The sequence below is a fragment of the Hymenobacter sp. BRD67 genome (assembly GCF_013256425.1).
Classification (GTDB): domain Bacteria; phylum Bacteroidota; class Bacteroidia; order Cytophagales; family Hymenobacteraceae; genus Hymenobacter.
In genome coordinates this window covers 3872582-3897955 of sequence record NZ_CP053904.1, presented here as the reverse complement: position 1 = coordinate 3897955, position 25374 = coordinate 3872582, and the positions used below count along the sequence as shown (strand labels likewise).

The window sequence follows — 25374 nt, the reverse complement described above, 5'->3', positions numbered from 1 at the left end:
AATCCGTACCTTTGCCCCCCGAATTTTCGGTAACTTCCCCCTAGTACTGCCCATCATGGCGATGAAACTGCATGAGTTCAAGTTTGAACTCCCCGAAGAGCTGATTGCCAGTCACCCTGCCCGCCACCGCGACGAATCGCGCCTGATGGTGGTAAACCGCGCCACCGGCCAGATTGAACACAAGATGTTCAAAGATATTCTGGATTATTTTGTGGAGGGCGACGTCTTCGTGTTCAACGATACGAAGGTATTTCCGGCCCGCATGTACGGTCAAAAGGAGCGTACCGGCGCGCAGATTGAGGTTTTCCTGCTGCGTGAGCTGAACAAGGAAGGCCGGCTGTGGGACGTACTGGTGGACCCCGCCCGCAAAATTCGGGTGGGCAATAAGCTGTATTTCGGCGACTCCGACATTGTAGCGGAGGTAATCGACAACACGACTTCGCGCGGCCGTACCATCAAGTTTTTGTTTGACGGCACGGACGAGGAGTTTCGCAAGGCGCTCTACGAGCTGGGCGAAACGCCCGTGCCCAAAGACGTGCTGAAACGCGAAACCGAGCCCGCCGATAAAGAGCGCTACCAGACGATATACGCCGAGAACATTGGCGCCGTGGCGGCTCCCAGCGCCGGCCTGCACTTCTCACGCGAAGTGATGAAGCGCATGGAAATCAAGGGCGTAGAGAAGGCCTACATTACGCTGCACGTAGGCCTGGGCACCTATCGCAACGTGGACGTGGAAGACCTCACCAAGCATAAGATGGACTCGGAGCAGTTTTTCGTGAGCGCCGAGGCCGTGAAGGTGGTTAATAAGGCCATGGATGCAAAAAAGCAGGTGTGCGCCATTGGTACGACGACCATGCGGGCGCTCGATGCCTCGGTGTCGGCCAACAGCCGCATTAAAGTGACGCAGGGCTGGAACGACAAGTTTATTTATCCGCCCTACGACTTCAAAATCGCGAACTCGCTGCTCACCAACTTTCACCTGCCCGAAAGCACGCTGGTGATGATGGCTTCGGCCTTCGCCGGCTACAAGCTGCTGATGGAGGCCTACCAGGAGGCTATCAAAGAAAAGTACCGCTTCTTCGCCTTCGGCGACGCGATGCTGATTCTGTAGAGCTGCTGTGTGATAAGTAGCCGCCCCGGCAGCTGTTGCTTGCCGCGCTCCACTTCGGTACGCTTCCCATGACAAACCCTTCTAACCCAGTACGCTACGCCATTCTGGTGGCCGGTGGCACGGGGCAGCGCATGGGGGCCGACCGGCCCAAGCAGTTTTTGCTGCTGCGCGGCGAGCCGGTGCTGCTGCACACGCTGCGCCGCTTTGCCGAGTCGGCGCTGGGCGTGGCGCAGGTGGTGGTGGTGTTGCCATTTGACCAGCTTGCCTACTGGCAGTCAATATGCGAAAAATACGATATTACTCTGCCGCACACGTTGGTGGCGGGCGGCGCTACGCGCTGGGCATCGGTGAAAGCCGGCCTGGCTGCGCTGCCCGCTGATGCCGCCGGCGCGCTGGTGGCCGTGCACGACGGCGTGCGCCCGCTTGTATCGACGCCCGTGATTGAGGCAGCTTACCAGGCGGCCGCTACGCACGGCGCGGCCGCGGCCGCCGTGCCCCCCAAAGACTCGGTGCGGCTGCTGGGGGCGGCCGGCTCGTCGCCGCTCGACCGCCGCCGCCTGCGCCTGATGCAGACGCCGCAGACGTTTGACCTGGCGCTGCTGCGCCGCGCCTATCGCCTGCCCGAGCTGCCGACCTTCACCGATGATGCCAGCGTAGTGGACGACCTGCACCCGGTACAGCTGGTAGAAGGCGACTACCGCAATTTAAAAATCACGACTCCCGAAGACCTGCTGCTGGCTGAGGCGCTCCTGGCCGCGGCTGTCTGAACCGCGGATTCGTCGGATTACCCGGATTTTGGTGATGCCGCCTACTTTCCCAATCGTACCCAGCTATACCAGTCCCTGATAACAAAAAAGGCTGCTCAGTTGAGCAGCCTTTTTTGTTGATTCACTTCCAAGTAATCGTCATAATTAATCGTCACCAAAATCCGTATAATCCGACGAATCCGCGGTTCAGACATTACTTCAGGTAGACGGTATAGGTATGGCCGTTCACGGTTACGGAGGCGATGTTGTCGCAGGCAGCCGTGTTGGTGGGGTCATAGTTGAGCAGCATAGCTTTTTCCTTGTCGTTGGTAATCTCAACGATGCCGGCTACGAAGTGCCGTGCGCAGCCGGGGCTGAACTTCTTGATAAGCGGGCTCTGGATGGTGGCCGCGTAGGTAACATTGCGGCGGTTGGTGCCCGTGAGCTCGCCCGTAATGCTATAGACATCGTCGAGGATGCTGCGCGTGCCAAAGCCCGCCGTGCGGGTATAGGTGCGCTCCGACGACCAGGAGGTAGTGCCGCCATTATTGGCGAAGATGATGCTGGCGTTCTGCACGCTCAGGTTAAACGAGCCATTGCCCAGGTTGGTGATGACGCGGGTACCCAGGTGCTGGTTGTCGTTGACAAAGTAGTTGGTGCGGTTGATGGTAACCACCGCGCCAGCCTGACGGTAAGGGCCACTAAACACGGCCGTAATCTTACCCCGACGGTAGCGACCATCGGCGCACAGGCAGTTGGTAGGGCCAAAGTCGAGCGTGAGTGTGCGGGTGCTGGCGTCGTAGGTGCGGGTGAGGCAGCCCGAAACCAGCGTTTTAAGCTCAGCAGGGTCAGAAACGGTGGGGCTGGCCGAGTCGGCAGCATCCTGAGGAGCGGCGGCCTCGACAAGGTCGGTCGTGGTAGCATTTTCCTCGTCGCCCTGGCCCTGGTCTTGGGCCGACGTTACGTCGTCGGCTACTACATCGGCGCGGTGGCAGCTGGCGGTAAGCAACAGGCCGCTTGCCAGGGCGGCATAGGCTAAGGAGCGAAGGCTTGTAAGGCGGTAACGCATGGGTAAGTAATGTAAGGGTGAAGTAGCTAGGGCTATAAAAAGCGGTTGTATCAGCTAAGAGCGGCAAAGCCGCCCAGAGTTTAATAACCGCCTCAAAAAATAATGCCTGAACAGCAGTTTGCCGAGCCGCCTTGTAGTCAGAAGCTTATGCGGGAGCGCAACTTTCAGCTAATCTGCTCGTATTCAACCATCTTTCTCATTCACTCTTTTCCACTTACCATGCTCCGCTCCACTTTACCCCTGCTGGGGGCCTGCCTGCTCGCCCTGTCATCGTGCGGCTCAAACACCGACAGCAGCACCACTACCACAACTACTGCGGCCAGCACCGATTCGGCTTCCACTGCCAAGTCAACGAGTGCCGATACCTCTAAAATGGCGATGTCATCGTCGGCGGGTGCTACGGCTACCACCGCCAAAGCTGACCCCAACGGCCCTACCGCTCCGCATGCCACCGACGCCGAGTTCATGATGTCGGCCGCCCACTCTGACCAGAACGAGATTCAGCAGAGCAAAATGGCGCTGGCCAAAGGCGTGACGGGCGCTGCCAAAGAAATGGCCAATAGGATGATAGCCGACCACACCAAGAGCACGGCCGAACTCAAGCAGATTGCGGCTAAAAAAGGCGTGAAGCTGCCTACTGATATGGATGCTGAGCATAAAGCCATGGCACCAGCTATGGAGAAGCTCTCGGGCAAGGCTTTTGAGCAGAAGTACCTGAGCCAGATGGTGACCGACCACCAGAAAACCGCCAATACAATGGCCGCCCACCAGAAAATGACAAAGGATGCTGACTTGCAGGGCTTTATCACGAAGACGCTGCCCGTGGTAGAAAGCCACCTGCAAATGGCTACCCAGGACAGTCATATGAAGATGTAAGCCCGACCGCCTGGTCAGCTTGCCTGAAATAATACCCTGTTTATCAGCGAATACTGCTTTTATGAAATTTTTTCAGCTTAATCTGGTAGCCGCTACGCTTTTGCTGGCAACTGCCAGCTGCAATTCCTCAAACGACTCGGTGAAGGAGGCGCAGAAGGTCAACGAAGCAAAAGCCGACAGCACCGCTCAGCCCACTGGGCAGGGCGCCGCTGTAAAAGATGATAAAAAAGATGACTCGGAGTTTATGACCAAAGCTGCCAGCGGGGGTCTGCTCGAAGTGCAGATGGGTACTGAGGTAGCCAAGCGAGCCCGTACGGCCGGCGCCAGGCACGCTGCCGAGCAGATGGTGAAGGACCATACCAAAGGCAATGCCGAGTTGAAGGCGCTCGCGGCCAAGAAGAACATTACCCTGCCCACCGTGCTGGGCGACGAGCAGCAGAAAGTGTACAACGATGTGCTGGCCAACAAGGATGTTTCGCTGGACAAGGAGTACGTGAAGCAGATGGTGAAGGACCACAAGGACGACATCAAGGAGTTTACGGATGGCTCGACCAAAGCCGGCGACCCCGAGGTTCGGGCTTATGCGGCCAAGACTATTCCCATGCTGCAGATGCACCTGGCCATATTTGAGAAGCTTCAGGCTGAAATGGATGCCAAGAAGTAAGCTTCGCTACCTAATAAATTATCTGCATCAACACAAAAAGCCGCTCCGGGAAATCCGGAGCGGCTTTTTGTGTTGGGCAGGCTTTCTATTTGGCCGCCACTGCGGCCCCGGCTTCGTTGAGCCGGATGCCCATATGCGAGGCGTGGTAGCGGCACTCGCCATCCTGAATAAGCAGCAGCTGCGGCGACTGGTGCTGCACGCCAAACTCGTCGGCAATCTGGCCCGAGAGGGCCGGAAGCGCAGCAGGTCGAGGTAGTAAAGCGGTGTGTCGGCAGGCAGCGAGGCGTCGGGCCACTGGCGCTCAACCTTGGCCTTGGCCGCCGCGCTGATAGAGCAGGTGGTGCTGTGCTTAAAGATGAGCACCGGATGCTCATGCGATTCCTGCACAATGTCGCGCAGTTGCTCAGATTGGGTAAGTGGAAGCCAGGGAGTAGACATAACGGGAAAAGTGGTTTTAATATATTGTATTTTATATATTAAGCTAGCAAGCAGGCGCCGGTCAGCTCCTTTTAACCCCGGAGCTAGGGCTTGGGTTCGCTTTTGGAGCGGCGGCGCAGGCCGGGGAACTTTGGCTCGGTAACGTGCGGCGCACCATCGCGGCCAAACCGCGGCTCGTTGGCCACGCGGGTAAGGGGGCGCTTTCGCCCCGGCGCAGCGGCCGGTGCGGCGCATCGAGGTGACTGTCTTTGTAAGGTGCTTCAACCGTGTGAGCGGCCCGCCGGGCCTGGCGCTCGGCCGCCCGCTGGCGGGCTGGGCTCACGGGCTCTATCTGCGCCGAGGCGGCCGTAGCCAGCCAGAGCAGGCCCAGCGGGAGATAACGAAGCATAAGCACAACTAAAAGGGTGGGAAAAGAAGCGGACGAAATTACTGGCCCGGAGCCGGCTGCGTAGGGTCGGGCTTGGGCACGGGCACTTTTTTGGCCTTGGTTTTGGCAGGCTTGGGAGCGGGCGCCGGGGCAGGGGCAACGCTGGGCTGGGTTGGAGCCGCAGCGGGCGGCCCGGGGTCGGGGCCTGGGTCGAGGGCCGGGTCAACGGAGCCTTTCTGCTTGCCGGGCGAGGTATCGCCCCCCTTATCGCCCTTAGTATGGCCGTGCTTACGAATACGGCGGTTTTCGCGGCTGGCTTCGCGGGGCGTTAGCGGGCGGGTATCGTAGTGGTGCAGCTTGCGTCTGTTTTGCAGAATGCGCTCCAGCCAGCTCTTTTTAATGAGCAGGTGTTTATCGTACTTTACTTTGGTGCCGGTGGGCAGCTCGCTGTACGACATCGTTTTCTTCTTCTCCTCTGTGGGTGCGGCACCGGCGGGCGCTGCCGGCTCACCGGGCTCGGCGCTGCCGGCACTACCACCCGCGCCGGCCGCATCGTCGGTAGTCGTTTCGGCGGGCTTGAGTGAAGTGCCTTTGTGGCGGGCTTTCTCCGCGGCCTTCACCTTCGCTTTGAGCTCGGGGTTCATCTTGGGCGTGGGCAGCCGGTGCGGATGAAAAATATGGTCGTACACCGCGCAGCTGCTCAGCAGCCCCAGCACAAAGGGCAGCAGAAAGGCGACGCGAACAGGCAGCTTCTTTAAAAACTTCACAGCAAGAATATTGAGCCGGACTATACGCAAGATACAAGGCTGCCGGCCGGGCTAGTAGTCGCGCAGCGCCTTAAGCTGCTCGCGCAGGCGCTGCTGGGGCAAAAACCCGGCCTCCAGCGGCGGGGCAAATGGCACGGCCGTATCGAGCGAGGCCACGCGCCGCACCGGCGCGTCGAGGCTGCTGAAGCAGTGCTCGGCAATCCAGGCCGCCAGCTCGCCGCCCAGGCCGCCCGTGAGCGTGTCTTCGTGCAAAATGAGCACACGGCCGGTTTTGCGCACGGTGTGGCCCACGGCCTCGGTATCCCAGGGCAACAGGGTACGCAGGTCGAGGATATCGGCCTTGATACCCAGCTCTTTGCAGGCCGCCAACGCCCAGTGCACACCCAGGCCGTAGGTGATAATACTAAGCTCGTCGCCCTCCTGGGCCAGCGCAGCCTGCCCAATGGGCGTGGTATAGTACGCCTCCGGCACTGGCCCGCTCAGCGAGCGATACAACAGCTTGTGCTCGAAGTACATGACGGGGTTGGGGTCTGCAAAGGCGGCGCAAAGCAGCCCTTTGGCATCGTGCGGATTGCTCGGGTACACCACCTTCAGCCCCGGCACGTGGGTAAACCAGGCCTCGTTGCTTTGCGAGTGAAACGGGCCGGCGGCCGTGCCGGCACCGGTGGGCATGCGCACCACCACATCGGCGTGCTGGCCCCAGCGGTAGTAGCTTTTGGCTAAGTTGTTGACAATCTGGTTAAAGCCACAGGTAACAAAGTCAGCAAACTGCATCTCGACCATCGCCTTCTTGCCCCGGATACTCAAGCCCAGCCCCGCCCCACGATGGCCGACTCGCAAAGCGGCGTATTGCGTACCCGGCCCTTGCCAAACTCGGCCACGAAGCCTTCGGTAATCTTAAATACCCCGCCGTACTCGGCAATATCCTGGCCCATGAGCACCAGCTCGGGGTAGCGCTGCATACTTTGGCGCAGGCCCTGCTGAATGGCATCGATAAAGCGGATTTCCTTCGGTGCTGGCTGTTCGGAGCTGGCGACAGCTTCCTGCTCAGCACTTTCCACCGGCGCATACATATCGGCCAGCTCGCGGGCATCATCGGCTACCGGGGCGGGGGCGGCCTCGGTTTCCTGCCAGCCTTTTTCTATCTCTTGCTTAATGGTTTCGCGGACTTGCACGCGGGCCGTTTCGCTGAGAATACCTTCGGCCAGCAGCCACTTCTCGTAGTTCTCAACGGGGTCTTTGGCGGCCCATTCCTGCATCAGCTCGGCGGGTACATATTTGGTACCGCTGGCTTCCTCGTGGCCGCGCATCCGAAACGTGAGGGCTTCCACCAGCACCGGGCGCGGATTTTGGCGCAGGTCGGCCGCCAATGTATATATTTTATCATATACTTCGAGCACGTTGTTGCCATCTACCTGCACGGCTTCCATGCCGTAGGCGGGCCTTTGTCAACAAACGACTTAAACCGGAACTGCTCATTGCTGGGCGTACTGAGCCCGTAGCCGTTGTTTTCAATCAAAAAAATAACCGGCAGCTGCCATACCGCCGCCACGTTGAGGGCCTCGTGAAAGTCGCCCTCGCTGGCCCCGCCATCGCCCGAGTAGGTGAGCGTCACGCGCGGCTTTTTATCGAGCAAATCGGCCAGCGCAATGCCGTCGGCCACGGCCAGCTGGGGCCCCAGGTGCGAAATCATGCCCACAATGTGGTGCTCGTTGGTACCAAAGTGAAACGAGCGGTCGCGGCCCTTGGTGTAGCCCGTGGCTTTGCCCTGCCACTGGGCAAAGAGCCGCCCCAGCGGCACGCCGCGCCCGGTAAACACGCCAAGGTTGCGGTGCAGGGGCAATATATACTCGTCGCTATGCATTGCCAGCGTGCTGCCCACCGAGATGGCTTCCTGCCCGATGCCCGAAAACCACTTGGTTATCTTGCCCTGGCGCAGCAGAATGAGCATCTTTTCCTCAATCAGGCGCGGCTTCAGCAGCTCGCGGTAGAGGCGCAGCAGCACATCATTGGGGTAGTCTTTGCGGTCATACCGCAGGACAGCGTTAGCTAAGGTCATAGGGCAGCGGGAGGCAGGTTGGGAGCGGCAAAGGTAGCGGCCAGCCTTGCCCACATCTTGCAAAAAGCCGGCCCACCTTTCTAAGTAGAAAAGCGGGCCGGCCCAGGCTATGCACCGAGGTGCTGGCAACTATTTTTTGCCGTGCTCTTCGGCGTGGCTCTTGCGCGCGTGGCCAGCATGCTCGGTGGCGTGCTCGGTGTGCGCAGCGGCTGTATGCGCGTGGTGCGCTGCTTTTTCGTGGTTGCCGGCCTCATGGCTCTTGGCAGCCTCCGTGTGGTGTTTGGCGGCCTCCGTGTGGTGCTGGGCGGCATGCTTGTGGCTTTCTGCTGCTTTCTTCGACATGGTCGTAAGGGTTAGGTGGGAAATACAAGCAGTCTACGAATCGGAAAATCAAATGGTTACATTATATAAAAGTGTTCAGCTAATGAAGATTCGGGGCCAATGCGGGCGGCTCAATGTGCTCGGGCCAATTTGAGCCAAACATTACTCGCCGCCTTTTTAGCACGACGAAGAAAACCCGGGAGTAAGTAAGCGGGCTGCTTAGCTTTGCCATTTGAGCTACTTATTTATTCTTATGAAGAATTACTACGCTGTACTTGGGCTGTTGGCAGTGCTACCCGCAGCAGCGCAGACCAGCTCTGCGCCGCTGGTTGTGCCGGCCGATACGCTGCGCCCGCCGGTGCTGGGCGAGCTGCCCGATTCGCTGGCCCGTCTTGGCACGTTTCGCTTGCAGGGGCAGGAGCAGCCGGTGCGGCCCTTTCTCACGATTCAGGACCAGCTGCGCACGGTGGCAGGCGTGCAGGTGACGCCTTATGACGGCACGCCCGGTAGCGGCAACGTAGTACGCATCAGAGGGGCCAGTGTAACCCTGGGCCAGGCCCAGCCGCTGTATATCATTGATGGGCTGCCGGCGCTTAATGATGAGCTGACACCCGACCAACTACTGGGGCCATCTACTGCACAAACTCCTAGTATGCGAGGCGATTACCTTTCAGTAGCTGAGCTGCATAGCGAGGTAGGTGGTAACCCCTTGCTGCTTTTGCCGCCGGAGAGCATAGAACGCGTGGACGTTCTGGCTGGGCCGGCCGCCGTGGCGCGCTTTGGGCCGCTGGGAGCCAACGGCGTGGTAAGCATTCGCACTCGACGGGGCCGCACAGGGCGGCCACTGCGCGTAAGCTACTCGGCCTACGCCGGCATTCAGCAGGTCCGGCAACGCTATAGCTTGTTAGATGCCAGCGAATTCGCGGCGGTTGCCAATGAAGCCGCTCGTCGCTCGGCCGGGCCGGGCGCCACCCTGCCCTACCCCTCCACTGACCTTGGCACGGGTACCGACTGGCAGGCGGAAACCTACCAAACGTCAGGCTTGCAGCAGCATCAGGTAAGCCTGGAAGGTAGCTCCGCTAAAAGCACGTTTCTGCTTGGTGCCGATTATCGCCAGCAAAGCGGCGTGCTGCGGACCGCCGACCTCACCAGATATGGCTTGCGGCTGGCAGTAGGCCACCAGGCTACCAGCCGGCTGGCCTTGCACGGCTGGCTAACAGCGGGTCAGACCGACCAACACCAGCCGTTTGCAACGGGCAGCGGGAGCGCCACCCGCGAGGCACTACTGGCCCGGCCCACCCTCGCTGTGCGCACCAGCCAGGGAGGCTACAGCGGCTATACAGGAAGTTCGGCAGGGCTAATTTTTGCCAATCCGGTAGCGGTGCTAGCTTATACGTACCGTACTCCGCGCACCCGCCGCCTACTCGCGCAGGTAGCGGCCGATTATCAGCTAGGCGCTCACCTGACGATGCAGGCCACGGCCAACTTTCAGCGTACCCTGCTCGATGCGGATGCGTATGCGCCACTCGTAAATGGCGCCCTGGTAGCCCCCGAAAGCAGCTTGCTGTATGCCAACCAAACGTATCAGTCCAGCCAATGGGCCAGCTCGCTCGCCCTGCGCTACCAGCGGCAGATTGGCCAACGGCAGCAGTTAGGGGCAGAATTAAATTATCAGTACCAGGGGCAGAATATGACCACTGGCTATGAAGTTAGCTACCAGGGCTTACTGAACCGGGCTACGACCCCTTCCTACGCTTATGGCTACGTCACGGCCAGTCAATCGGCCAAAAGTCAGCTCTACCGGCCCTGGGCTCACCTTCGCTACGCCTTAGACAGCCTCCTGGAGGTAGAGGCTGGCCTAAGCTATGCGCATTTCAAAGATGCCACGGAAACCGTGTTTTACCCCAATGCACAGGTAAGCTGGCACCCCCAGCTTTCAAGCCGGCAGCTGGCACCCACGCTGTGGCTGGGAGCGGCCCGCACGAGCACCTTCGGGTTCGGGTTTGGCACTTTTGGGCCACAACGCATTACTACATCCTCACCGGGTAGCCTGATTACCACCGGTCATGTGCAATCGCCTCTTTACACCGACCAGGTCGAAGCCGGCCTGCGGCTGGGGCGCCCTACCAGCCATTTTAGCGGCCAGCTTGTGGTATATCAGCGCCGCACCTCCAATGCACTGATAGCTACCCAACAGCCGCTACCCAGCTCGGCGGGGGCATTTATACCCAGTTTAATGAAGGCGACATTCGCAACCAAGGTCTGGAGCTGACGCTTACTACCACCTGGCAAACCGGATGTGTGCAAGGGACAACTCACCTGGCTGCCAGTGCCAACCGTAATCGACTGCAAGGCGATGCGTACGCCGTCAGGGCTACGCCGGTAGCCGACAACCAGCCCGTTGGCACTTTCTACGGCTACCAGCAGCAGGGGCTTAACTCCGATGGCTCGCTACGCTTTGCCCAGCAAACTTACCTTGACCCTTATAGCGGCACTCGAAATACGTATTACTCCCAGGCTATACTGGGCAGTGGCATACCGGCGCAGCTGCTCAGCCTGAGTCAGCAGCTTTCGCTAGGCCGCCTGAGCCTCGATGCGCAACTAGATGGGATGTTTGGCTACCAGGTTCTTAACTACCAGCGAGCCTATCTGGATACGCCCACTGGCAACACCAATAACGCGACTACGGTGCGCGACCGCTGGACGCCCACGCATCAGGATACAACTATTCCAGCTGCCGGCGCCGCGTCTACCAGTCCATTCAACCCGGCTCTTCAGGCATCAAACCGCCTGCTCGAAAACGGCAATAACGTACGCCTCTCGTCGCTCACCCTCACGTACCGCCTGCGCCAGACGGCCAGCCAGGAAATCAGCCTCTGGGTAGGCGCCCAAAATCTGTTTGTGCTTACTGCCTACCGTGGCTACGACCCCAACGTGAGTAGCGGCGGTAGCGCACCCTATGCCGCCGGCCAGGACTACGGGGCCGTGCCCATTCCGCGCACCTGGCTGCTGGGCGTGCGGGCAAGTATATAAAACACTATACTACTCCAGCGGCGGCCCGGCCCGCTGCCCGGCCCGAAAAAATACAGCCACCCAGAAAAGTACCCTCCAGCGCCCGGTAGCCGTGCAGGCCGCCCCCGCCAAAGCCGGCCACCTCACCCGCCGCAAACAGGCCGGCAATGGGCTGGCCCGCCGCGTCGAGCACCCGGCCGTGCAGGTCGGTGAGCAGGCCGCCGAGGGTTTTGCGCGTGATGATATGCAGGCGCACGGCGATAAGCGGGCCGTTGGCCGGGTCGAGCAGCCGGTGGGGCCTGGCCGTGCGAATGAGGCGGTCGCCGAGGTACTTGCGGGCCCCGCGCACGGCCGTCAACTGCTGGTCTTTGCCGTAGGAGTTGGTGAGCTGGCGGTCGCGGCTTTCGATTTCAGCCCGAATGGTAGCCAGGTCGAGCAATGGCTCGGGTGTAAGGGCATTCATGCCCGCCACGAGGTCGGGCAGGTTATTTTTAACCACAAAATCGGCTCCTTTTTCCAGAAAGGCGCGCAAGGGCGGGGTACCGCCGCCCCGCACCCGGCCCAGCGTTTGCCAAATGCTTTTACCCGTTAAATCGGGGTTTTGCTCGGAGCCGGAAAGGGCAAATTCCTTCTCGATAATCTTCTGGGTGAGGATAAACCACGAGTAGTCGTGGCCCGTGGTGCGCAAATGCGCCAGCGTGCCCAGCGTATCGAAGCCGGGGTAGAGCGGCCCCGGCAGCCGCCGCCCCAGGGCATCGAACCACAACGACGATGGCCCCGGCAAGATGCGAATGCCGTGCAGGGGCCAGATGGGGTCCCAATTCTGAATCCCTTCGGTATAGTGCCACATCCGGTCGGAGTTAATCAGCTGCCCGCCCGCCTTTTCAGTAATGCCCAGCATGCGGCCATCAACGTGGGCGGGCACGCCCGATATCAGGCTTTTGGGCGGCGTACCCAGCCGGGCGGGCCAGTTGCGCCGCACCAGCTCGGGGTTGCCGCCCAGGCCACCGGCCGTTACGATAACGGCCCCGGCGCTTAGCTCAAACTCACCCACAGCCACACGGCTACTGGAGGCCCCGCGCAATACATCTGATTTTTCTAATATTTCACCGCGCACGCCGGTTACAGTTCCGTTAGTGAGCACCAGCTCATTTACGCGGTGGCGAAACCCGAATGTGAGCAAGCCCCTGGCCTCGGCAGCGCGGGCCTGCGCTATAAACGGCGCCACCACGCCCGGCCCGGTGCCCCACGTCACGTGAAAGCGCGGCACCGAGTTGCCGGGCCCGCTGGCGCCGTAGCCGCCCCGCTCGGCCCAGCCCACTACCGGAAAGAAGCTGATGCCGCGCGTGCGCAGCCAGCTGCGCTTTTCAGTAGCGGCCCACTGCACGTAGGCCTCGGCCCAGCGGCGCGGCCAGGCGTCCTCGGGCCGGTCGAAGCCCGCCGTGGCCAGCCAGTCGGCCCAGGCCAGCTCGTAGCTATCGCGAATGCCCAGCCGCCGCTGCTCGGGCGAATCAACCAGGAATAAGCCCCCAAACGACCAGAATGCCTGTCCGCCCAGGCTTTGTGCCGGCTCCTGGTCGAGCACCAGCACCTTTTTGCCGGCGGCGGTGGCTTCGGCCGCGGCCACCAGGCCTGCCAGCCCGGCCCCGATAATCAGGATGTCGGCGTGTATTTGCATGGGGCGTTTTTGTTATTGTTTTTCGTTGGCCGGAAGCAAATAACGGAGGCAGCCGGCCCGCATGAGACATTCTGACCAGCTTTAACGTTAGACGGTTATGACGTTCTTTGCTTCCAGCTACCGAATAACGAGTAACGGAAAACGCGCTTTATGATTCATTTTCAGGAATTTACTCTGCCCAATGGCCTCCGCTGCCTGGTGCACGAAGATTTTACCACGCCGCTGGCCGTGCTCAATATTTTGTACGATGTGGGCTCGCGCGATGAAAGCCCCGACCAAACGGGTTTCGCCCATTTATTTGAGCATCTGATGTTTAGCGGGTCGGTAAACGTGCCCAGCTATGACGAGCCCTTGCAGAAGGTGGGCGGCGAAAACAACGCCTTTACCTCGCAGGACATTACCAACTATTACCTCTCGCTGCCCGCGGCCAATATCGAAACCGGCTTCTGGCTGGAAAGTGACCGGATGCTCGACCTGGCTTTCTCCGAAAACGGGCTTGATGTGCAGCGTAAGGTAGTGGTCGAAGAATTCAAGCAAAGCTATTTAAACCAGCCCTACGGCGACGTGTGGCTGAAGCTCAAGCCGCTGGCTTACACCACTCACCCGTATCAGTGGAATACCATTGGCAAGGAAATCAGCCACATCGAAGAGGCTCAGATGGCCGATGTGCGCGCCTTCTTTCGGCGCCACTATGCCCCGCAAAACGCCATTCTAGTGGTGGCCGGGGCTGTGGCCTTTGCCGAGGTGAAGCGCCTGGCTGAGAAGTGGTTTGGCCCCATTGCGGGCGGCCCGCGCTACGAGCGCCGGCTGCCCCAGGAGCCGGCCCAGACCGAAGCCCGCCGCGCTACCACCAGCGCGCCCGTGCCCCTGAGCGCCCTCTACAAAGCCTGGCACATGCCCGCCCGCCTCGACCCGCGCTACCACGCCGTCGATTTGCTGAGCGACGTGCTCGGCCGGGGCAAGTCGAGCCGCCTGCACCAGCGCTTAGTGAAAGAATTACAGCTCTTCAACAATATATCTGCTTCGGTAACCGGCGCCCTGGACCCCGGCCTGTTTGTAGTGAGCGGCAAGCTCAACACGGATGTAGCGCTCGAAGAAGCCGACCGCGCCGTGGAAGCCGTAGTAGCCGAGCTACTGCGCGAAGAAGTACCCACCGACGAGCTGCAAAAGGTTAAAAACCAAGCCGAAGCAGGCTTGGTTTTTGGGGAGATTGAGTTATTGAACCGTGCCCTGGCCCTGGCCATCGGCAAGCTGCTCGGCAACGCTAACCTCGTAAACGAGGAGCCCGCCCAGTTGCAGGCCGTAACCCCGGCCGATGTACGCCAAGCCGCCGAGCTGGTACTGCGCCCCGAAAATTGCAGTACGCTTTACTACCAGGCTGCCGAGTAGCGGCTAACCAGCACAGAGATGTGCTGTAACCACGTAGCTCAGGCGGGCGCTCTTAGGTCAGGTATACCTGACCCCCTTATTTAGGGGTGGCCAGGGTAGTATTGGTACGTCCGGCCGGCTTGGGTGCCGGGCCGTCATAGCCAGGGGTTTTCTTACCGTTGTCGGTTACGTTTACGGGCTCGCCGGGAGCGGCGTATTCATTATTGCCCTTGCCATTGTTATTGGCACCGCGCAGCGGGTCGGCGGCGCGGGCAGCGGGCGTGTTATTGGGCACCATTCGCGAAGCCGGCTTGTGGGTGGCTTTGGCGTGGGGCTTGGTTTGGGCTACGGCCGGGAGGGCCAGCAGGGCCAGCCCCAGCAGCGGGAGGCAAAAAGTGTGGTGTGCGGGCATATGATGTGCGTAAGTAGCGGGTTAAAAAAATCCAACCCTTCCCGCAGGAATAAGCTGAAGTGGCTTTTACGCAAAGCGGCCACGAAAGGCTACCTTTCGTGGCCGCTGCCAGGCAGAAAAAGAAGTGAGAAAAGCAGAGGCTAGCGCCCGGTAGGCAGCGTGGTGTTGGCCGGTGCGCGGTATATCGGGTGCCCATCATAATCGGTGCTCACGCCATGGGTAACCTGGTTGATGGGCATGCCGGGCGCCACCGAAAGGTTCATGGTAGGGCGGTGCTGGCCGTTACCGATATCCTGTGCCTGCGACGTCGCCTGGGGCAGCGGCTCGTTGCTCCAGCCGCTCGCGTCGGCGCTGGCCGTGGCAATGGGGTCGGCCAAGACTGGGGCCGGGGCAGCCAGCGCCGCAGCTTTGGCCGCCGCCTCGGCAGCGCGCTGCTCACGGGCGGTGAGCACGCGGGAGCGGGCAGCCGGGTGCGCATACAGGCTGGCCGTGGGCTTGGGAGCCGGCGAAGCGGTGGGCTGCGTTTGGGCCGAAGCAGCTTCGGTAGCAAGAAAAGCAAAACCCAGCAGCGGCAGGAGGAAACGGCGTAGCATTGAGAGTGAGGAAAAGGGTGAGAAGAGGGTTGAAAGCTGAAAAGACTTTTGCAAAGGCGGTGCCAGCTTTTAAGAATACCTGAAGTAGAAGCCGGGAAATTATTTTCGATTTTTGCCCTACTAGTTGATAATCAGTATAATAGTCTTTCTAAAATCGCTACGCACCACGGTATTTTATAAGGGCTTGCTGCTCGCCGTACCTTTGCGGGTACCATGCAGGAATCTATTTTGGGCCTGGCCGCTGAAGTAGCCGCCGCCGACGTAAGCACCACCGCTGCCCTCGACCAGTTTCGTCTTCTCTACCTGGGCCGCAAAGGCCGCCTGGCCGACTTATTCGACCAGCTTAAAACCGTGCCCGCCGACGAGCGCCGCGCCATTGGCCAGCAGCTCAACGGCCTCAAGCAGCAGGCCCAGGCCCGCTTCGATGCCGCGCAGGAAGCGCTGGAAGCGGCCGCCGCCAACCAGCCTGCCGATGCCGGCTTCGACTACACCCTGCCCGCCGTGCCGCACGCGCTGGGCACCCGCCACCCCTTAAGTTTGGTACGCGAGCAAATGCTGCGCATCTTCAGTCGCATTGGCTTTGCGGTGGCCGAAGGGCCCGAGATTGAGGACGACTGGCACAACTTCACGGCCCTTAACTTCCCCGAAAACCACCCGGCGCGCGATATGCAGGACACGTTTTTCGTGCCAGCGGCCGAAGGCGAAACGCAGCCGCGCCTGCTGCGCACGCACACCAGCACGGTGCAGGTGCGGGTGATGGAAAACGAGCCGCTGCCCATTCGGCGCGTGATGCCCGGCCGGGTATATCGCAACGAGGCTATATCGGCCCGCGCCCACATGCTCTTTCACCAGGTAGAAGGCCTTTACATTGATGAGAACGTGAGCTTTGCCGACCTCAAGCAGACGATTTACTACTTTGTGCGGGAACTGTTTGGCGAGGATATCAACATCCGGTTCCGGCCCAGCTACTTTCCCTTCACCGAGCCCAGCGCCGAGATTGACATTACCTGCCTCATCTGCAAGGGCGCGGGCTGCAACATCTGCAAAGGAACGGGCTGGGTTGAAATCGGCGGCAGCGGCATGGTAGACCCCAACGTGCTGGAAAACTGCGGCATCAACTCGGAGAAATACTCGGGCTACGCCTGGGGAATGGGCATCGAGCGTATTACCATGCTCAAGTACCAGGTGAAGGATTTGCGCCTGTTTACCGAAAACGACGTGCGGTTTTTGCGCCAGTTTGAGGCGCTGTAAGCGACCGAACCAGCCAGTGCTCACTTTTTTTGTCTTGCCATGAGTATCATCCTGCCTTTTGACGCCGACCAGGAGTTGGAGCCCAGTACGCACATGGGCATGGCTGAGCGCCTGCAACGCATGACGGAAGCCGAGTTTTTCGCCTTTTGCCAAGCCAACTCGCAACTGAAGTTTGAGCGCCTCGCCGACGGCACTATTAGTTATATGGCCCTTACCGGAGGCGACACGGGTCGCCGCAACACAAAGCTTATCTCCCGGCTTGACCGCTGGGCTGAAGACACTGGCCTGGGCTTGGTGTTCGATTCCTCCACTGGATTCCGGCTGCCGAGCGGGGCCGTGCGCTCGCCCGATGCGGCCTGGGTAAGCACCGCCGCCTGGCAGACACTCTCTGAGAGCCAGCGCAGTAAGTTTCCGCCGCTGTGCCCCGAGTTTGTGGTAGAGCTATTATCCGCATCCGACTCGGTAGAGGAGATGGCGCTGAAAATGCAGGAATACATCGCCAACGGCTGCCGCCTGGCCTGGCTGCTCGACCCCAAAGCCGAAACTGCCCGCGTGTACCGCGCCGACAACTCGGTGAGCATTGCCAAGAGCTTCGAAGAAACCCTAAGCGGCGAAGACGTGTTGCCCGGCTTCAGCTTCGCTCTGAGTTTATTACGCTAAAGATTAGTCCCATTAAAGAACGTCATGCTGAGCTTGCTGAAGCATCTCGTCCGCATCGTTGAAGTTAGTAATTCTATCGGCGCGAGCGAGATGCTTCGGCAAGCTCAGCATGACGTTCAATTTGTATCAAAATGAAAGTTAGAACCCTTAAACAGAACAAAGTCAACGTTATCACGCTGGGCTGCTCCAAAAACCTCGTCGATAGTGAGGTGCTCATGGGTCAGCTCAAGGCCAACGACTTTCTGGTAACGCACGAGGCGAAGAAGTCGGATGCCAACATCGTCATTATCAATACCTGTGGTTTTATCGACAACGCCAAGCAGGAAAGCATCGATACCATTCTGCGCTACGCGGATGAGAAAGAGGCTGGAAAATTAGAAAAACTCTATGTAACGGGCTGCCTCTCGCAGCGCTACAAAGACGAGCTGGAGGTCGAGATTCCGCAGGTCGATGCCTATTTCGGCACCCTGGAGCTGCCCCAGATGCTGAAAGTGCTGGAGGCCGACTACAAAAAGGAGCTGGTGGGCGAACGCCTGCTGACTACGCCCAAGCACTACGCCTACTTTAAGATTGCCGAAGGCTGCAACCGGCCGTGCTCGTTTTGCGCTATCCCGCTGATGCGCGGCAAGCACGTCGACCGCCCGATGGAAGACCTCGTGACCGAGGCCCGGCGGCTAGTGAGCATGGGCACGAAGGAGCTGATTCTCATTGCCCAGGACCTGACCTACTACGGCCTGCAAGCCTACGGCGAGCGCAAGCTGCCCGAGCTGCTGGAGCGCCTGAGCGACGTGCCCGGCCTCGACTGGATACGGCTGCAATACGCCTACCCGTCGCAGTTTCCGCTGGCGGCGCTGGATGTGATGCGCGAGCGCGACAACATCTGCCGCTACCTGGACATGCCCTTGCAGCATATTTCGGACAACATGCTGAAAACTATGCGCCGGGGCATTACGAGCCGCCGCACCAGGGAGCTGGTGCGCGAGATTCGCGACCGCGTGCCGGGCATTGCGCTGCGCACCACGCTCATCGCCGGCCATCCCGGCGAAACGGAGGCCGATTTTGAGGAGCTGTGCGAATTCGTGCAGGAGTCGAAGTTTGAGCGCCTGGGCATCTTTACCTACTCGCACGAGGAGAACACCCACTCGCACACGCTGATAGACGACGTACCCGCCGAGGTAAAGGAGGCGCGCGCCGACCGCATCATGGAAATTCAGCAGCAGATTTCGCTGGACTACAACGAGTCGCGCGTGGGCCAGACGTACAAGGTACTCTTTGACCGGCTCGAAGGCGGCTACTACGTGGGCCGCACCGAGTTCGACTCGCCCGAGGTCGACAACGAGGTGCTGGTGCTGGCTACCAACGACCTGCACATTCCGCAAGGCAGCTTTGCCCATGTGCACATCACGGGCGCGTCGGATTTCGACTTGTACGGGGAAGTAGTACGCTAGCTTCCGGTACCTGCTGACGCATTATTTTAAAGTACGTCCTGCTGCGACAAGCTCAGCAGGACGTACTTTTTTAGCACTTATATCAACCCTTTCCTACTCCGCCGCCCGCGTCGGGTGCTGCGCCGGAATAGGCAGCGGCTTAAATGACTGCTTCTGCAAATCGCCCAGAATAACCTCCACCGCTTTGGCAAGCTGCGGGTCGGCTCCGTTCTGCGTGTCGGCGGGCAGCACGTCTACTTCGATATCGGGCGGCACACCCTGGTTTTCGATTTCCCACTTGCCATCGGGACTGTAGATGCCGAAGCTCGGCGAGGTGACCGTACCGCCATCCAGCAGCACCGGGTAGCCCGAAATGCCGACCAGGCCGCCCCAGGTGCGCTTGCCCACGATGGTGCCCAGCCCGCGCCGCCGGAAAAACGCCAGGAGCGCGTCGCCTCCCGACCCGGCAAACTCATTCACCAGCATTACCTTAGGCCCGTATATAGACGCGCCGGGTGAGGTGAATGCCTTGCCCTCACGCGGGGCCCAGTAGCTGAGCAGCGGGCGGTTGAGCAGGTCGAGGATATAGTCGGCCACGAAGCCGCCCCCGTTGAAGCGCTCGTCTACAATAACGGCCTCTTTATCTAACTGGCTGAAATAATAGCGGTTGAAGAACTCATAGCCCTCGGCGCTGGTGTTGGGCAGATACACGTAGGCCACCCGGCCGTGGGTCAGCTCATCAACTTTGCGGCGGTTGCCCTCTACCCAGTCGATGCGGCGCAGGGTGGCTTCGCTGGCCACGGGCACCACCGTTACCTCGCGGGCCCCTTGCATGGTAGGCTTGCTATTGACGGTAAGCGTGAGCTGCTTACCCACGGTATTCTCGAAGAAGCTGTACACGTTGTCGGTGCCGCGCAGGGGGCGGTTGTTCACGGCCAGCAGGTATTCGCCGGCCTGCACATTTACGCCGGGGCCGGTGAGCGGGGCGCGCAGACTGGGATTGAAATTCTCGCCGTTGAACACCCGCTTAAAGCGGTAGTGGTCATCTACTACCTCATAGTCAGCGCCCAGCAAGCCTACCGGGTTGGCTTGCAGCGCGGGCATGTCGCCGCCGCTCACGTAGTTATGGCCCACCACCATTTCGCCCATCATCTCGGCAAAGAGGTAGTTGAGGTCGGCGCGGTGCGCTACGTAGGGCAGAAAAACGGCGTATTTCTTCCTGGTCGCGGCCCAGTCGAGGCCGTGCATGTTGGCATCGTAGAAGTAGTCGCGCTCCAGGCGCCATACCTCGTTGAACATCTGCTCCCACTCGTGGCGCGGGTCGATGTAGGCGTCGAGGGCTGTCATGGCCAGCTTGCCATCGCCGGCCGCCGGCTTACCGGCCGCCTCCACAATACCGTAGCTATCGTGCGGAGCCGAGTAGAGAATTTTCTTGCCATCGGCGCTCAGCGAGTAGTTGTTGACTTCCGCCATAAACACCTCATCCTTGCGGGCTTGCATATCGAAACGGTGTAAACGCTGGGTAGGCAGGGGGGCCGCTGCGTCGGGCCCGGCCGAGGTACCGACTGGCGGCTGCTCCAGGTAGAAGAGCTTATCGCCATCGGCGGCCTGCACGGCGCTCAGGTCGCCCACGGCCGTGCCGGGCACTACCAGGATGCGCTGCCCCAGCCCGGCCGTGTCGATAACCACTTTTACGGCGGCCGGCTTCTGCGCCTTTGTCTCCTTCACGGCCACTTTCAGGTCTTGCACGGCCACTTTGGGCGTACGATTGCCGACGGGCTTGCCCACTGCAACCGAGTCGGGCTTGCTGGCCGCGTCCTTTTCCTCATCACTCTGGGGCGCAAAGGGCGAGGCATCCTGCTTGTTGAGCACGGCCACGTAGAGCGTACGCTTGCTCACGCGGTCGTAGGAGGTCATATCGAGCCAGGTAGTGCGCAGGCCTACATCGGTGCTGGCCGTGAAAAACAGGTACTTGCCATCGCGGCTGAAAGCCGGCGTGGTTGCGTCGCTGCGGCCATCGCTGATGGCAAAGCGCCGCCCGCTGGGCAGATGATACACATACACCGTACGCAAGTGATTGGGCATCAGCTGCGAATAAGCCAACCACTGCGCATCGGGCGACCACGCCGGGGCCAGCGCGTCGTCGTTGGTGAGGGGGCCGTAGGTATCGCTGGCCACGCGCACGGGCTTCCTGCTGGCCAGGTCGAGGTACCAGAGGGTCAGCTTTTTATCGGTATAGGCAATTTTTTTGCTGTCGGGCGACCAGCGCGGGTGGAAGTAAAAGGAGGGCGGCCCCAGCGAATAGCTCTGGGCGGACTTGGTGCCCCGCTGGTCCTGCACCATCAGCTGGTATTCGCCGCTGGCATCGGAGACGTAGGCAATGCGCGTGCCGTCGGGCGACCACGCCGGGTAGCGCTCGTGCGCGCCGTCGGAATGGGTCAGGTTGCGGCTCTCGCCCTTTTTAGCGGGCACCGTGAAAATATCGCCCCGCGCCTCCACCACAGCCCGCATACCGGTAGGCGAAATGGCGGTACTGCGTACCATCGTGGCCACATTGCGGTACTGCGGCCGCAGGGCCAGCACTTCGGGCGAGATACTGATTTTCAAGTCGCTAACCCGCCCATCAGTCGTATTAAGCAGATGCAGCCGCCCGGCCTGCTCGTACACCAGCTCGCTGCCGAAGCCGCTGAGCGCCTTCACGTCGTAATCGGTATGGTGGGTCAGCTGCTCCACTTTTTTCGTGGCCAGGTCGTAGGCAAACACGTTGTTGGTGCGCTGGCGGTCGCTGAGAAAATACACCTTCCCGCCCAGCCACAGCGGGCTGGTATCGGTCGCATTTTCGTGGGGTATCTCTTCGGTAGCCAGCGTTTGTAAATCGGTGAGCCAGATAGGGCCGGTCTGGCCGCCGCGGTAGTGCTTCCAGGTAGTTGTAGGATTGGTGATATGCGTGTGCGCCAGGCGCTTGCCGTCGGGCGAATAGCTACCTTTTTCGCCCATTAGCAGGGGCAGGCGCGTGGGCAAGCCCCTGCCATCGGCACCGTAAACAGCTGGAGCGACCGCGCATACGCTTCCTGCGAGCTGCTGAACAGGATGCTTTTGCCGTCGGGCGACCAGTCGCGCACCATATCAGCCGAGGGGTGCCAGGTGAGGCGGCGCGGCTGCCCGCCGCTCACGGCCACCACGTACACGTCGGGATTGCGGTCGTAGTCGCCGGTGTAGGCCAGCCACTGGCCATCGGGCGAGAAGTGCGGGTTGGTTTCGACGCCCTGCCCCACCGTCAGGCGCTGCGGATTGGAGCCATCGCGGTTGGCCAGCCAGATATCGCCGGCGTAGCTGAAGGCCAGCTTGTCGCGGCTCAGCGCCGGCTCGCGCAGCAAGAGGGTTTCGGCAGTGGGCGCCTGCGCACGGATAGCAGTACTGCCAAGTAGCAACGCCAGCAGAAAGTAAGGTTTGGGCATAGAACAAGAAATAAAAGAGCGGGAGTAGCCAGCGACCACCCGAATACGCAGGAGCCTGCTCCTGAGCGGCGGTAATTTACTATGTTCGCCCCGCTACTCAACCTTAGCCGGCGGCCTGCTTTTCCAACTTTTCGGGCCGCGCCGGGTTTTGGGCTGAATTTCGCGCTCACTTTTCCCTGCGCTCATGGCCGCTGCCGACTGTACTACCCTCCCCTACGCTGCCACCGGCGCATTTTCGGGCCTGCTGACCGACTACCTGGCCCACACGCCGGCCCTGGCGCCCTTTTACCACCGCTTTCCCGAACTCGCTGCTTTTCAGGCCCAAATCGAGGAAAAGCAGGCCGCATACTCGCCCGAAGCCCGCCAGCGCCTGGTGGCTGACCTGCGTACCCAGTACGCCGAGCTGGGTGGTGAGGTGCTCCCCGCCGTAGCCGCCAACCTGGCGCTGCTGGCCCACAACACTACATTCACCATCACTACCGGGCATCAGCTCAACCTGTTTACCGGCCCGCTCTATTTTATCTATAAGATAATTTCGGCTATCAAGCTGAGCCAAGAGCTGAAGTCTGCTTACCCGCTCTACGACTTCGTGCCGGTGTACTGGCTGGCTACGGAAGACCACGACTTTGCCGAAATAAATCATTTTCAGCTGTTTGGCAAAACCTACAGCTGGGCGGGACCGGCCGGCGCGGCCAGCCTGGGCGGGCCGGTGGGCCGCCTGCCCCTCACGGGCTTCGAGGAAGAATTACTGAGCCAGCTGCCGCCCGAGGTACCGGCTGCCTTCCGCGAAGCATATGAAAATGCTAATACATTGAGCGCGGCCACGCGCCGCCTGGCTACGAGCCTGTTTGCCGACTACGGCCTGGTTTGTATTGATGCCGACCGGCCGGCGCTCAAGCAGGCCCTGCGCCCAGTGCTGCGGCAGGAGATTCAGCAGCAGGTTTCCAACCAGGCTGTGCAGGCCACCAACGCCCGCCTCACTACGGCCGGCTACAAGCCGCAGGTGTATTCGCGGCCGCTCAATTTGTTCTTTCTTACCGATGAAGGCAAGCGCGAGCGCCTGGAGCCCGACGCCGCGCCCGGTGCCGACTGCACCCAGGTAACGGTGCGGGGCACCGCCCGCTGCCACTCGCAGGCCGAACTGCTGGCCCTGGCCGAAAGCGAGCCCGAGCGCTTCAGCCCCAACGTGGTGCTGCGGCCGGTGTACCAGGAACTGCTCCTGCCCAACCTAGCCTACATCGGCGGCGGGGCCGAAGTGGCGTACTGGTTTCAGCTCAAAGACGTGTTTGCGGCCTTTGGGGTGCCCTACCCGATTGTGCTGCCCCGCAACTCGGCCATGTACCTGAGCCGCGCCAATGCCGGCAAGCTGGCCAAGCTGGGCCTCACCGCCCCGACATCTTCAAGCCGCTGGCCGAGCTGAAAAAGCAGGTGGGCGCGCAGCTGGGCCAGGAGGAAATAAGCCTGGCCGCCCAGCAGCAGGCGCTGGCCGCCGCTTTTCAGCAGGTGCAGGAGCTGGCCCAGCGCCTCGACCCCACGCTGGTAAAAACAGTGGCCGCCGAAGCCCAGAAAGCCGCCGGCAGCCTGGCTGGCCTCGAAAAGCGCCTCAGCAAAGCCGCCGAAACTAAGCACGAAACGGCTTATGCGCAGCTTACCGCGCTCAAAGACAAGCTTTTCCCCGACGGTGGTTTGCAAGAGCGCACCGACAACGTACTAAGCATTCTGATTAATAACCCCGGCTTTATCGCGCAGCTAATTACCTGTTTTGAGCCGCTGAAGCTGGAGTTTGCGGTGGTGCAGGAAGGGTAGGGCTCGTGTGACTATACCAGCAGCGGCGCTCAAGGTGCAAGGGCAAGCCTTTTACTACTTTCGGCTGACTCTAAACGAGGCCAGCATAGACTTATGCCAACTAAAGCCGCCCTGCGCCGCGCCGCGCTAGCCCGCCGCCAGGCCCTGACGCCGGCCGAAGTAAGCCAGCGTAGCGAAGCGCTACGCAAGCAGCTCTTCCAAAATTTCCCGGTAGCTGAGTGGCGCTGGCTACACCTGTTTCTGCCGCTGCTCAGCAAAAACGAGCCGGATACCTGGCCCATTATTCGTCAGATTTGGGACCAGAAGCTGACTCCGCGCTTAGCTGCGCCCGTAGTGCAGGCCGATACTATTTCACTGAAAAACTACGAGTTAACACCTGAAACACGGCTGCTATCCAACCGCTGGGGTATTCCGGAGCCGCTGGCCAACCCGACTACCGAAGTGGCACCCGCGCAGCTCGACGCGGTGCTGGTACCGCTGCTGGCCTGCGACCAGCAGGGCCAGCGCGTAGGCTACGGCGGAGGGTTTTACGACCGTTTCTTGGCGCAGTGCCGACTGGGCACACTATTCATCGGGTTGAATATTCTGAATGAGGCACCCGTGCCCGCGCTGGCCGACGTGCTACCTACCGACGTGCCGCTGCACGCCTGCCTGACGCCGGGCAGGGTGTGGAATTTTCGGTAAGGCAGCATCAGGAGGATAGCTGCTGCTTTTGGCAGTCTTACCCTTATTTCCTTTCAGGATGGCTGCCATCGACCAACCCACCCCTAACCAACGGTCAACGCAGGCTAAAGCTGGCAAAAAGCGGCGCGTCCGCACGCATCGCTTCCACCTCGACATGACGCCGATGGTGGACCTGGCCTTTTTGCTGCTCACGTTTTTCATGCTCACCACCGCCTTCGCCAAGCCGCGGGTGATGCAGCTCACGATGCCAGTGCCCGACCCGCTCCACCCCCTCGATGTGCCGCTTTCCAAGGCCATGACCGTGGTGCTGGGCCAAAACCACCGCGTGTATTACTACTTCGGCCTGCATGCGCCAGGCGACCCCAGCGTAGCTTTGCCAACGCTATATACCACCGACTTTGGCCCTAAGGGTATCCGGCAGGCGCTGCTGACCCGGCAGCACAAGGGTGATTTTATGGTGCTCATTAAACCCAGCCCGCAAGCTAAGTACCAGGACATGGTCGATATCCTGGATGAGATGAACATTACCGGCCAGTCGAAATACGCCATTACTGAGCTGGGCGCAGCCGACCGCCAACTGCTGCCGGCTAGCGAGCGGCAGTAGGCC

21 protein-coding genes and 3 pseudogenes are annotated in these 25374 nt (G+C 60.6%); 13 read left to right on the top strand and 11 right to left on the bottom strand.

The window, feature by feature from the left end; genetic code table 11:
- The first annotated feature begins 61 nt into the window (after positions 1–61).
- Together queA and GKZ67_RS18185 are read left to right on the top strand one after the other, a co-directional pair.
- The gene (gene queA, locus GKZ67_RS18190) at positions 62–1111 is read left to right on the top strand and encodes a tRNA preQ1(34) S-adenosylmethionine ribosyltransferase-isomerase QueA (protein WP_151089509.1); all 1050 of its coding nucleotides are present in this window, start codon (positions 62–64) and stop codon (positions 1109–1111) included.
- Between the two features lie 68 nt (positions 1112–1179).
- Positions 1180–1878 carry a 2-C-methyl-D-erythritol 4-phosphate cytidylyltransferase gene (locus tag GKZ67_RS18185; RefSeq protein WP_173245199.1) on the top strand — a complete coding sequence of 233 codons (699 nt, stop codon included), beginning with the start codon at positions 1180–1182 and terminating at the stop codon, positions 1876–1878.
- Between the two features lie 193 nt (positions 1879–2071).
- Here GKZ67_RS18185 and GKZ67_RS18180 read toward each other — a convergent pair whose 3' ends face one another.
- Positions 2072–2926: a hypothetical protein gene (locus tag GKZ67_RS18180; RefSeq protein ID WP_173245196.1), complete on the bottom strand. Its 855-nt coding sequence runs from the start codon at positions 2924–2926 to the stop codon at positions 2072–2074.
- A gap of 219 nt (positions 2927–3145) precedes the next feature.
- Here GKZ67_RS18180 and GKZ67_RS18175 point away from each other — a divergent pair, with 219 nt between their 5' ends.
- Positions 3146–3802, top strand: coding sequence for a DUF4142 domain-containing protein (locus tag GKZ67_RS18175; protein ID WP_173245193.1), 657 nt, complete (start codon positions 3146–3148; stop codon positions 3800–3802).
- Positions 3803–3863: 61 nt separating this feature from the next.
- Positions 3864–4466, top strand: coding sequence for a DUF4142 domain-containing protein (locus tag GKZ67_RS18170; RefSeq protein ID WP_173245190.1), 603 nt, complete (start codon positions 3864–3866; stop codon positions 4464–4466).
- Positions 4467–4551: 85 nt separating this feature from the next.
- On the opposite strand, the pseudogene ytxJ reads toward GKZ67_RS18170, so the two are convergent.
- From ytxJ to GKZ67_RS18145, 5 genes and pseudogenes are all read right to left on the bottom strand, one after another.
- A pseudogene (ytxJ, locus tag GKZ67_RS18165) lies at positions 4552–4904 on the bottom strand (bacillithiol system redox-active protein YtxJ).
- A gap of 61 nt (positions 4905–4965) precedes the next feature.
- A complete protein-coding gene (locus tag GKZ67_RS18160; protein WP_173245187.1) occupies positions 4966–5292 on the bottom strand; it encodes a hypothetical protein in 327 nt (108 codons plus the stop codon).
- A gap of 38 nt (positions 5293–5330) precedes the next feature.
- Positions 5331–6038: a hypothetical protein gene (locus GKZ67_RS18155; protein ID WP_173245184.1), complete on the bottom strand. Its 708-nt coding sequence runs from the start codon at positions 6036–6038 to the stop codon at positions 5331–5333.
- 51 nt (positions 6039–6089) lie between these two features.
- Positions 6090–8097: pseudogene (locus GKZ67_RS18150) on the bottom strand (thiamine pyrophosphate-dependent enzyme).
- Between the two features lie 129 nt (positions 8098–8226).
- Positions 8227–8439, bottom strand: a complete 213-nt coding sequence (locus GKZ67_RS18145; RefSeq protein ID WP_173245181.1) for a hypothetical protein — start codon at positions 8437–8439, stop codon at positions 8227–8229.
- A 232-nt stretch (positions 8440–8671) separates the two neighbouring features.
- Between GKZ67_RS18145 and GKZ67_RS18140 the strand changes: the two genes are divergently transcribed.
- A complete protein-coding gene (locus GKZ67_RS18140) occupies positions 8672–10690 on the top strand; it encodes a TonB-dependent receptor plug domain-containing protein (RefSeq protein WP_173245178.1) in 2019 nt (672 codons plus the stop codon).
- 29 nt (positions 10691–10719) lie between these two features.
- Entirely contained in the window at positions 10720–11451 is a 732-nt protein-coding gene (locus GKZ67_RS18135) for a hypothetical protein (RefSeq protein WP_173245175.1), read from the top strand.
- A gap of 4 nt (positions 11452–11455) precedes the next feature.
- On the opposite strand, the gene GKZ67_RS18130 is transcribed toward GKZ67_RS18135, so the two are convergent.
- Entirely contained in the window at positions 11456–13108 is a 1653-nt protein-coding gene (locus GKZ67_RS18130; protein WP_173245172.1) for an FAD-binding dehydrogenase, read from the bottom strand.
- A 150-nt stretch (positions 13109–13258) separates the two neighbouring features.
- On the opposite strand from GKZ67_RS18130, the gene GKZ67_RS18125 reads away from it, so the two are divergent.
- A complete protein-coding gene (locus GKZ67_RS18125) occupies positions 13259–14497 on the top strand; it encodes a M16 family metallopeptidase (RefSeq protein ID WP_173245169.1) in 1239 nt (412 codons plus the stop codon).
- 76 nt (positions 14498–14573) lie between these two features.
- Here GKZ67_RS18125 and GKZ67_RS18120 read toward each other — a convergent pair whose 3' ends face one another.
- Positions 14574–14888 (bottom strand): hypothetical protein, encoded by a 315-nt coding sequence (locus GKZ67_RS18120; RefSeq protein WP_173245166.1) that lies wholly within the window; start codon positions 14886–14888, stop codon positions 14574–14576.
- Between the two features lie 140 nt (positions 14889–15028).
- On the bottom strand, positions 15029–15481 hold the full coding sequence (locus GKZ67_RS18115) for a hypothetical protein (RefSeq protein WP_173245163.1): 453 nt from the start codon (positions 15479–15481) through the stop codon (positions 15029–15031).
- 213 nt (positions 15482–15694) lie between these two features.
- On the opposite strand from GKZ67_RS18115, the gene pheS reads away from it, so the two are divergent.
- The 3 genes from pheS (at position 15695) to rimO (ending at position 18840) form a co-directional block, all read left to right on the top strand.
- Positions 15695–16732, top strand: coding sequence for a phenylalanine--tRNA ligase subunit alpha (gene pheS, locus GKZ67_RS18110; RefSeq protein ID WP_173245160.1), 1038 nt, complete (start codon positions 15695–15697; stop codon positions 16730–16732).
- A gap of 39 nt (positions 16733–16771) precedes the next feature.
- On the top strand, positions 16772–17392 hold the full coding sequence (locus tag GKZ67_RS18105) for a Uma2 family endonuclease (protein WP_217278621.1): 621 nt from the start codon (positions 16772–16774) through the stop codon (positions 17390–17392).
- A 131-nt stretch (positions 17393–17523) separates the two neighbouring features.
- The gene (gene rimO, locus GKZ67_RS18100) at positions 17524–18840 is read left to right on the top strand and encodes a 30S ribosomal protein S12 methylthiotransferase RimO (protein WP_173245157.1); all 1317 of its coding nucleotides are present in this window, start codon (positions 17524–17526) and stop codon (positions 18838–18840) included.
- Between the two features lie 93 nt (positions 18841–18933).
- On the opposite strand, the gene GKZ67_RS18095 is transcribed toward rimO, so the two are convergent.
- A complete protein-coding gene (locus GKZ67_RS18095) occupies positions 18934–21816 on the bottom strand; it encodes a S41 family peptidase (RefSeq protein ID WP_173245154.1) in 2883 nt (960 codons plus the stop codon).
- Positions 21816–22277 carry a DPP IV N-terminal domain-containing protein gene (locus GKZ67_RS18090; RefSeq protein ID WP_173245151.1) on the bottom strand — a complete coding sequence of 154 codons (462 nt, stop codon included), beginning with the start codon at positions 22275–22277 and terminating at the stop codon, positions 21816–21818. The genes GKZ67_RS18095 and GKZ67_RS18090 overlap by 1 nt, the downstream gene beginning before the upstream one ends.
- A 184-nt stretch (positions 22278–22461) precedes the next feature.
- Between GKZ67_RS18090 and bshC the strand changes: the two are divergent.
- The 3 genes and pseudogenes from bshC (at position 22462) to GKZ67_RS18075 (ending at position 25371) form a co-directional block, all read left to right on the top strand.
- Positions 22462–24083, top strand: a pseudogene (bshC, locus tag GKZ67_RS18085) (bacillithiol biosynthesis cysteine-adding enzyme BshC).
- Positions 24084–24176: 93 nt separating this feature from the next.
- The gene (locus GKZ67_RS18080) at positions 24177–24767 is read left to right on the top strand and encodes a 5-formyltetrahydrofolate cyclo-ligase (protein WP_173245148.1); all 591 of its coding nucleotides are present in this window, start codon (positions 24177–24179) and stop codon (positions 24765–24767) included.
- Between the two features lie 58 nt (positions 24768–24825).
- Positions 24826–25371 carry an ExbD/TolR family protein gene (locus GKZ67_RS18075; protein WP_173245145.1) on the top strand — a complete coding sequence of 182 codons (546 nt, stop codon included), beginning with the start codon at positions 24826–24828 and terminating at the stop codon, positions 25369–25371.
- The last annotated feature ends 3 nt before the right edge of the window (positions 25372–25374 follow it).

Coding starts and splice junctions, on each gene's coding strand:
- queA (WP_151089509.1), top strand. CDS start 62: ATGAAACTGCATGAGTTCAAGTTTGAACTCCCCGAAGAGCTGATTGCC.
- GKZ67_RS18185 (WP_173245199.1), top strand. CDS start 1,180: ATGACAAACCCTTCTAACCCAGTACGCTACGCCATTCTGGTGGCCGGT.
- GKZ67_RS18180 (WP_173245196.1), bottom strand. CDS start 2,926: ATGCGTTACCGCCTTACAAGCCTTCGCTCCTTAGCCTATGCCGCCCTG.
- GKZ67_RS18175 (WP_173245193.1), top strand. CDS start 3,146: ATGCTCCGCTCCACTTTACCCCTGCTGGGGGCCTGCCTGCTCGCCCTG.
- GKZ67_RS18170 (WP_173245190.1), top strand. CDS start 3,864: ATGAAATTTTTTCAGCTTAATCTGGTAGCCGCTACGCTTTTGCTGGCA.
- GKZ67_RS18160 (WP_173245187.1), bottom strand. CDS start 5,292: ATGCTTCGTTATCTCCCGCTGGGCCTGCTCTGGCTGGCTACGGCCGCC.
- GKZ67_RS18145 (WP_173245181.1), bottom strand. CDS start 8,439: ATGTCGAAGAAAGCAGCAGAAAGCCACAAGCATGCCGCCCAGCACCAC.
- GKZ67_RS18140 (WP_173245178.1), top strand. CDS start 8,672: ATGAAGAATTACTACGCTGTACTTGGGCTGTTGGCAGTGCTACCCGCA.
- GKZ67_RS18130 (WP_173245172.1), bottom strand. CDS start 13,108: ATGCAAATACACGCCGACATCCTGATTATCGGGGCCGGGCTGGCAGGC.
- GKZ67_RS18125 (WP_173245169.1), top strand. CDS start 13,259: ATGATTCATTTTCAGGAATTTACTCTGCCCAATGGCCTCCGCTGCCTG.
- GKZ67_RS18120 (WP_173245166.1), bottom strand. CDS start 14,888: ATGCCCGCACACCACACTTTTTGCCTCCCGCTGCTGGGGCTGGCCCTG.
- GKZ67_RS18115 (WP_173245163.1), bottom strand. CDS start 15,481: ATGCTACGCCGTTTCCTCCTGCCGCTGCTGGGTTTTGCTTTTCTTGCT.
- pheS (WP_173245160.1), top strand. CDS start 15,695: ATGCAGGAATCTATTTTGGGCCTGGCCGCTGAAGTAGCCGCCGCCGAC.
- GKZ67_RS18105 (WP_217278621.1), top strand. CDS start 16,772: ATGAGTATCATCCTGCCTTTTGACGCCGACCAGGAGTTGGAGCCCAGT.
- rimO (WP_173245157.1), top strand. CDS start 17,524: ATGAAAGTTAGAACCCTTAAACAGAACAAAGTCAACGTTATCACGCTG.
- GKZ67_RS18095 (WP_173245154.1), bottom strand. CDS start 21,816: ATGGGCGAAAAAGGTAGCTATTCGCCCGACGGCAAGCGCCTGGCGCAC.
- GKZ67_RS18090 (WP_173245151.1), bottom strand. CDS start 22,277: ATGCCCAAACCTTACTTTCTGCTGGCGTTGCTACTTGGCAGTACTGCT.
- GKZ67_RS18080 (WP_173245148.1), top strand. CDS start 24,177: ATGCCAACTAAAGCCGCCCTGCGCCGCGCCGCGCTAGCCCGCCGCCAG.
- GKZ67_RS18075 (WP_173245145.1), top strand. CDS start 24,826: ATGGCTGCCATCGACCAACCCACCCCTAACCAACGGTCAACGCAGGCT.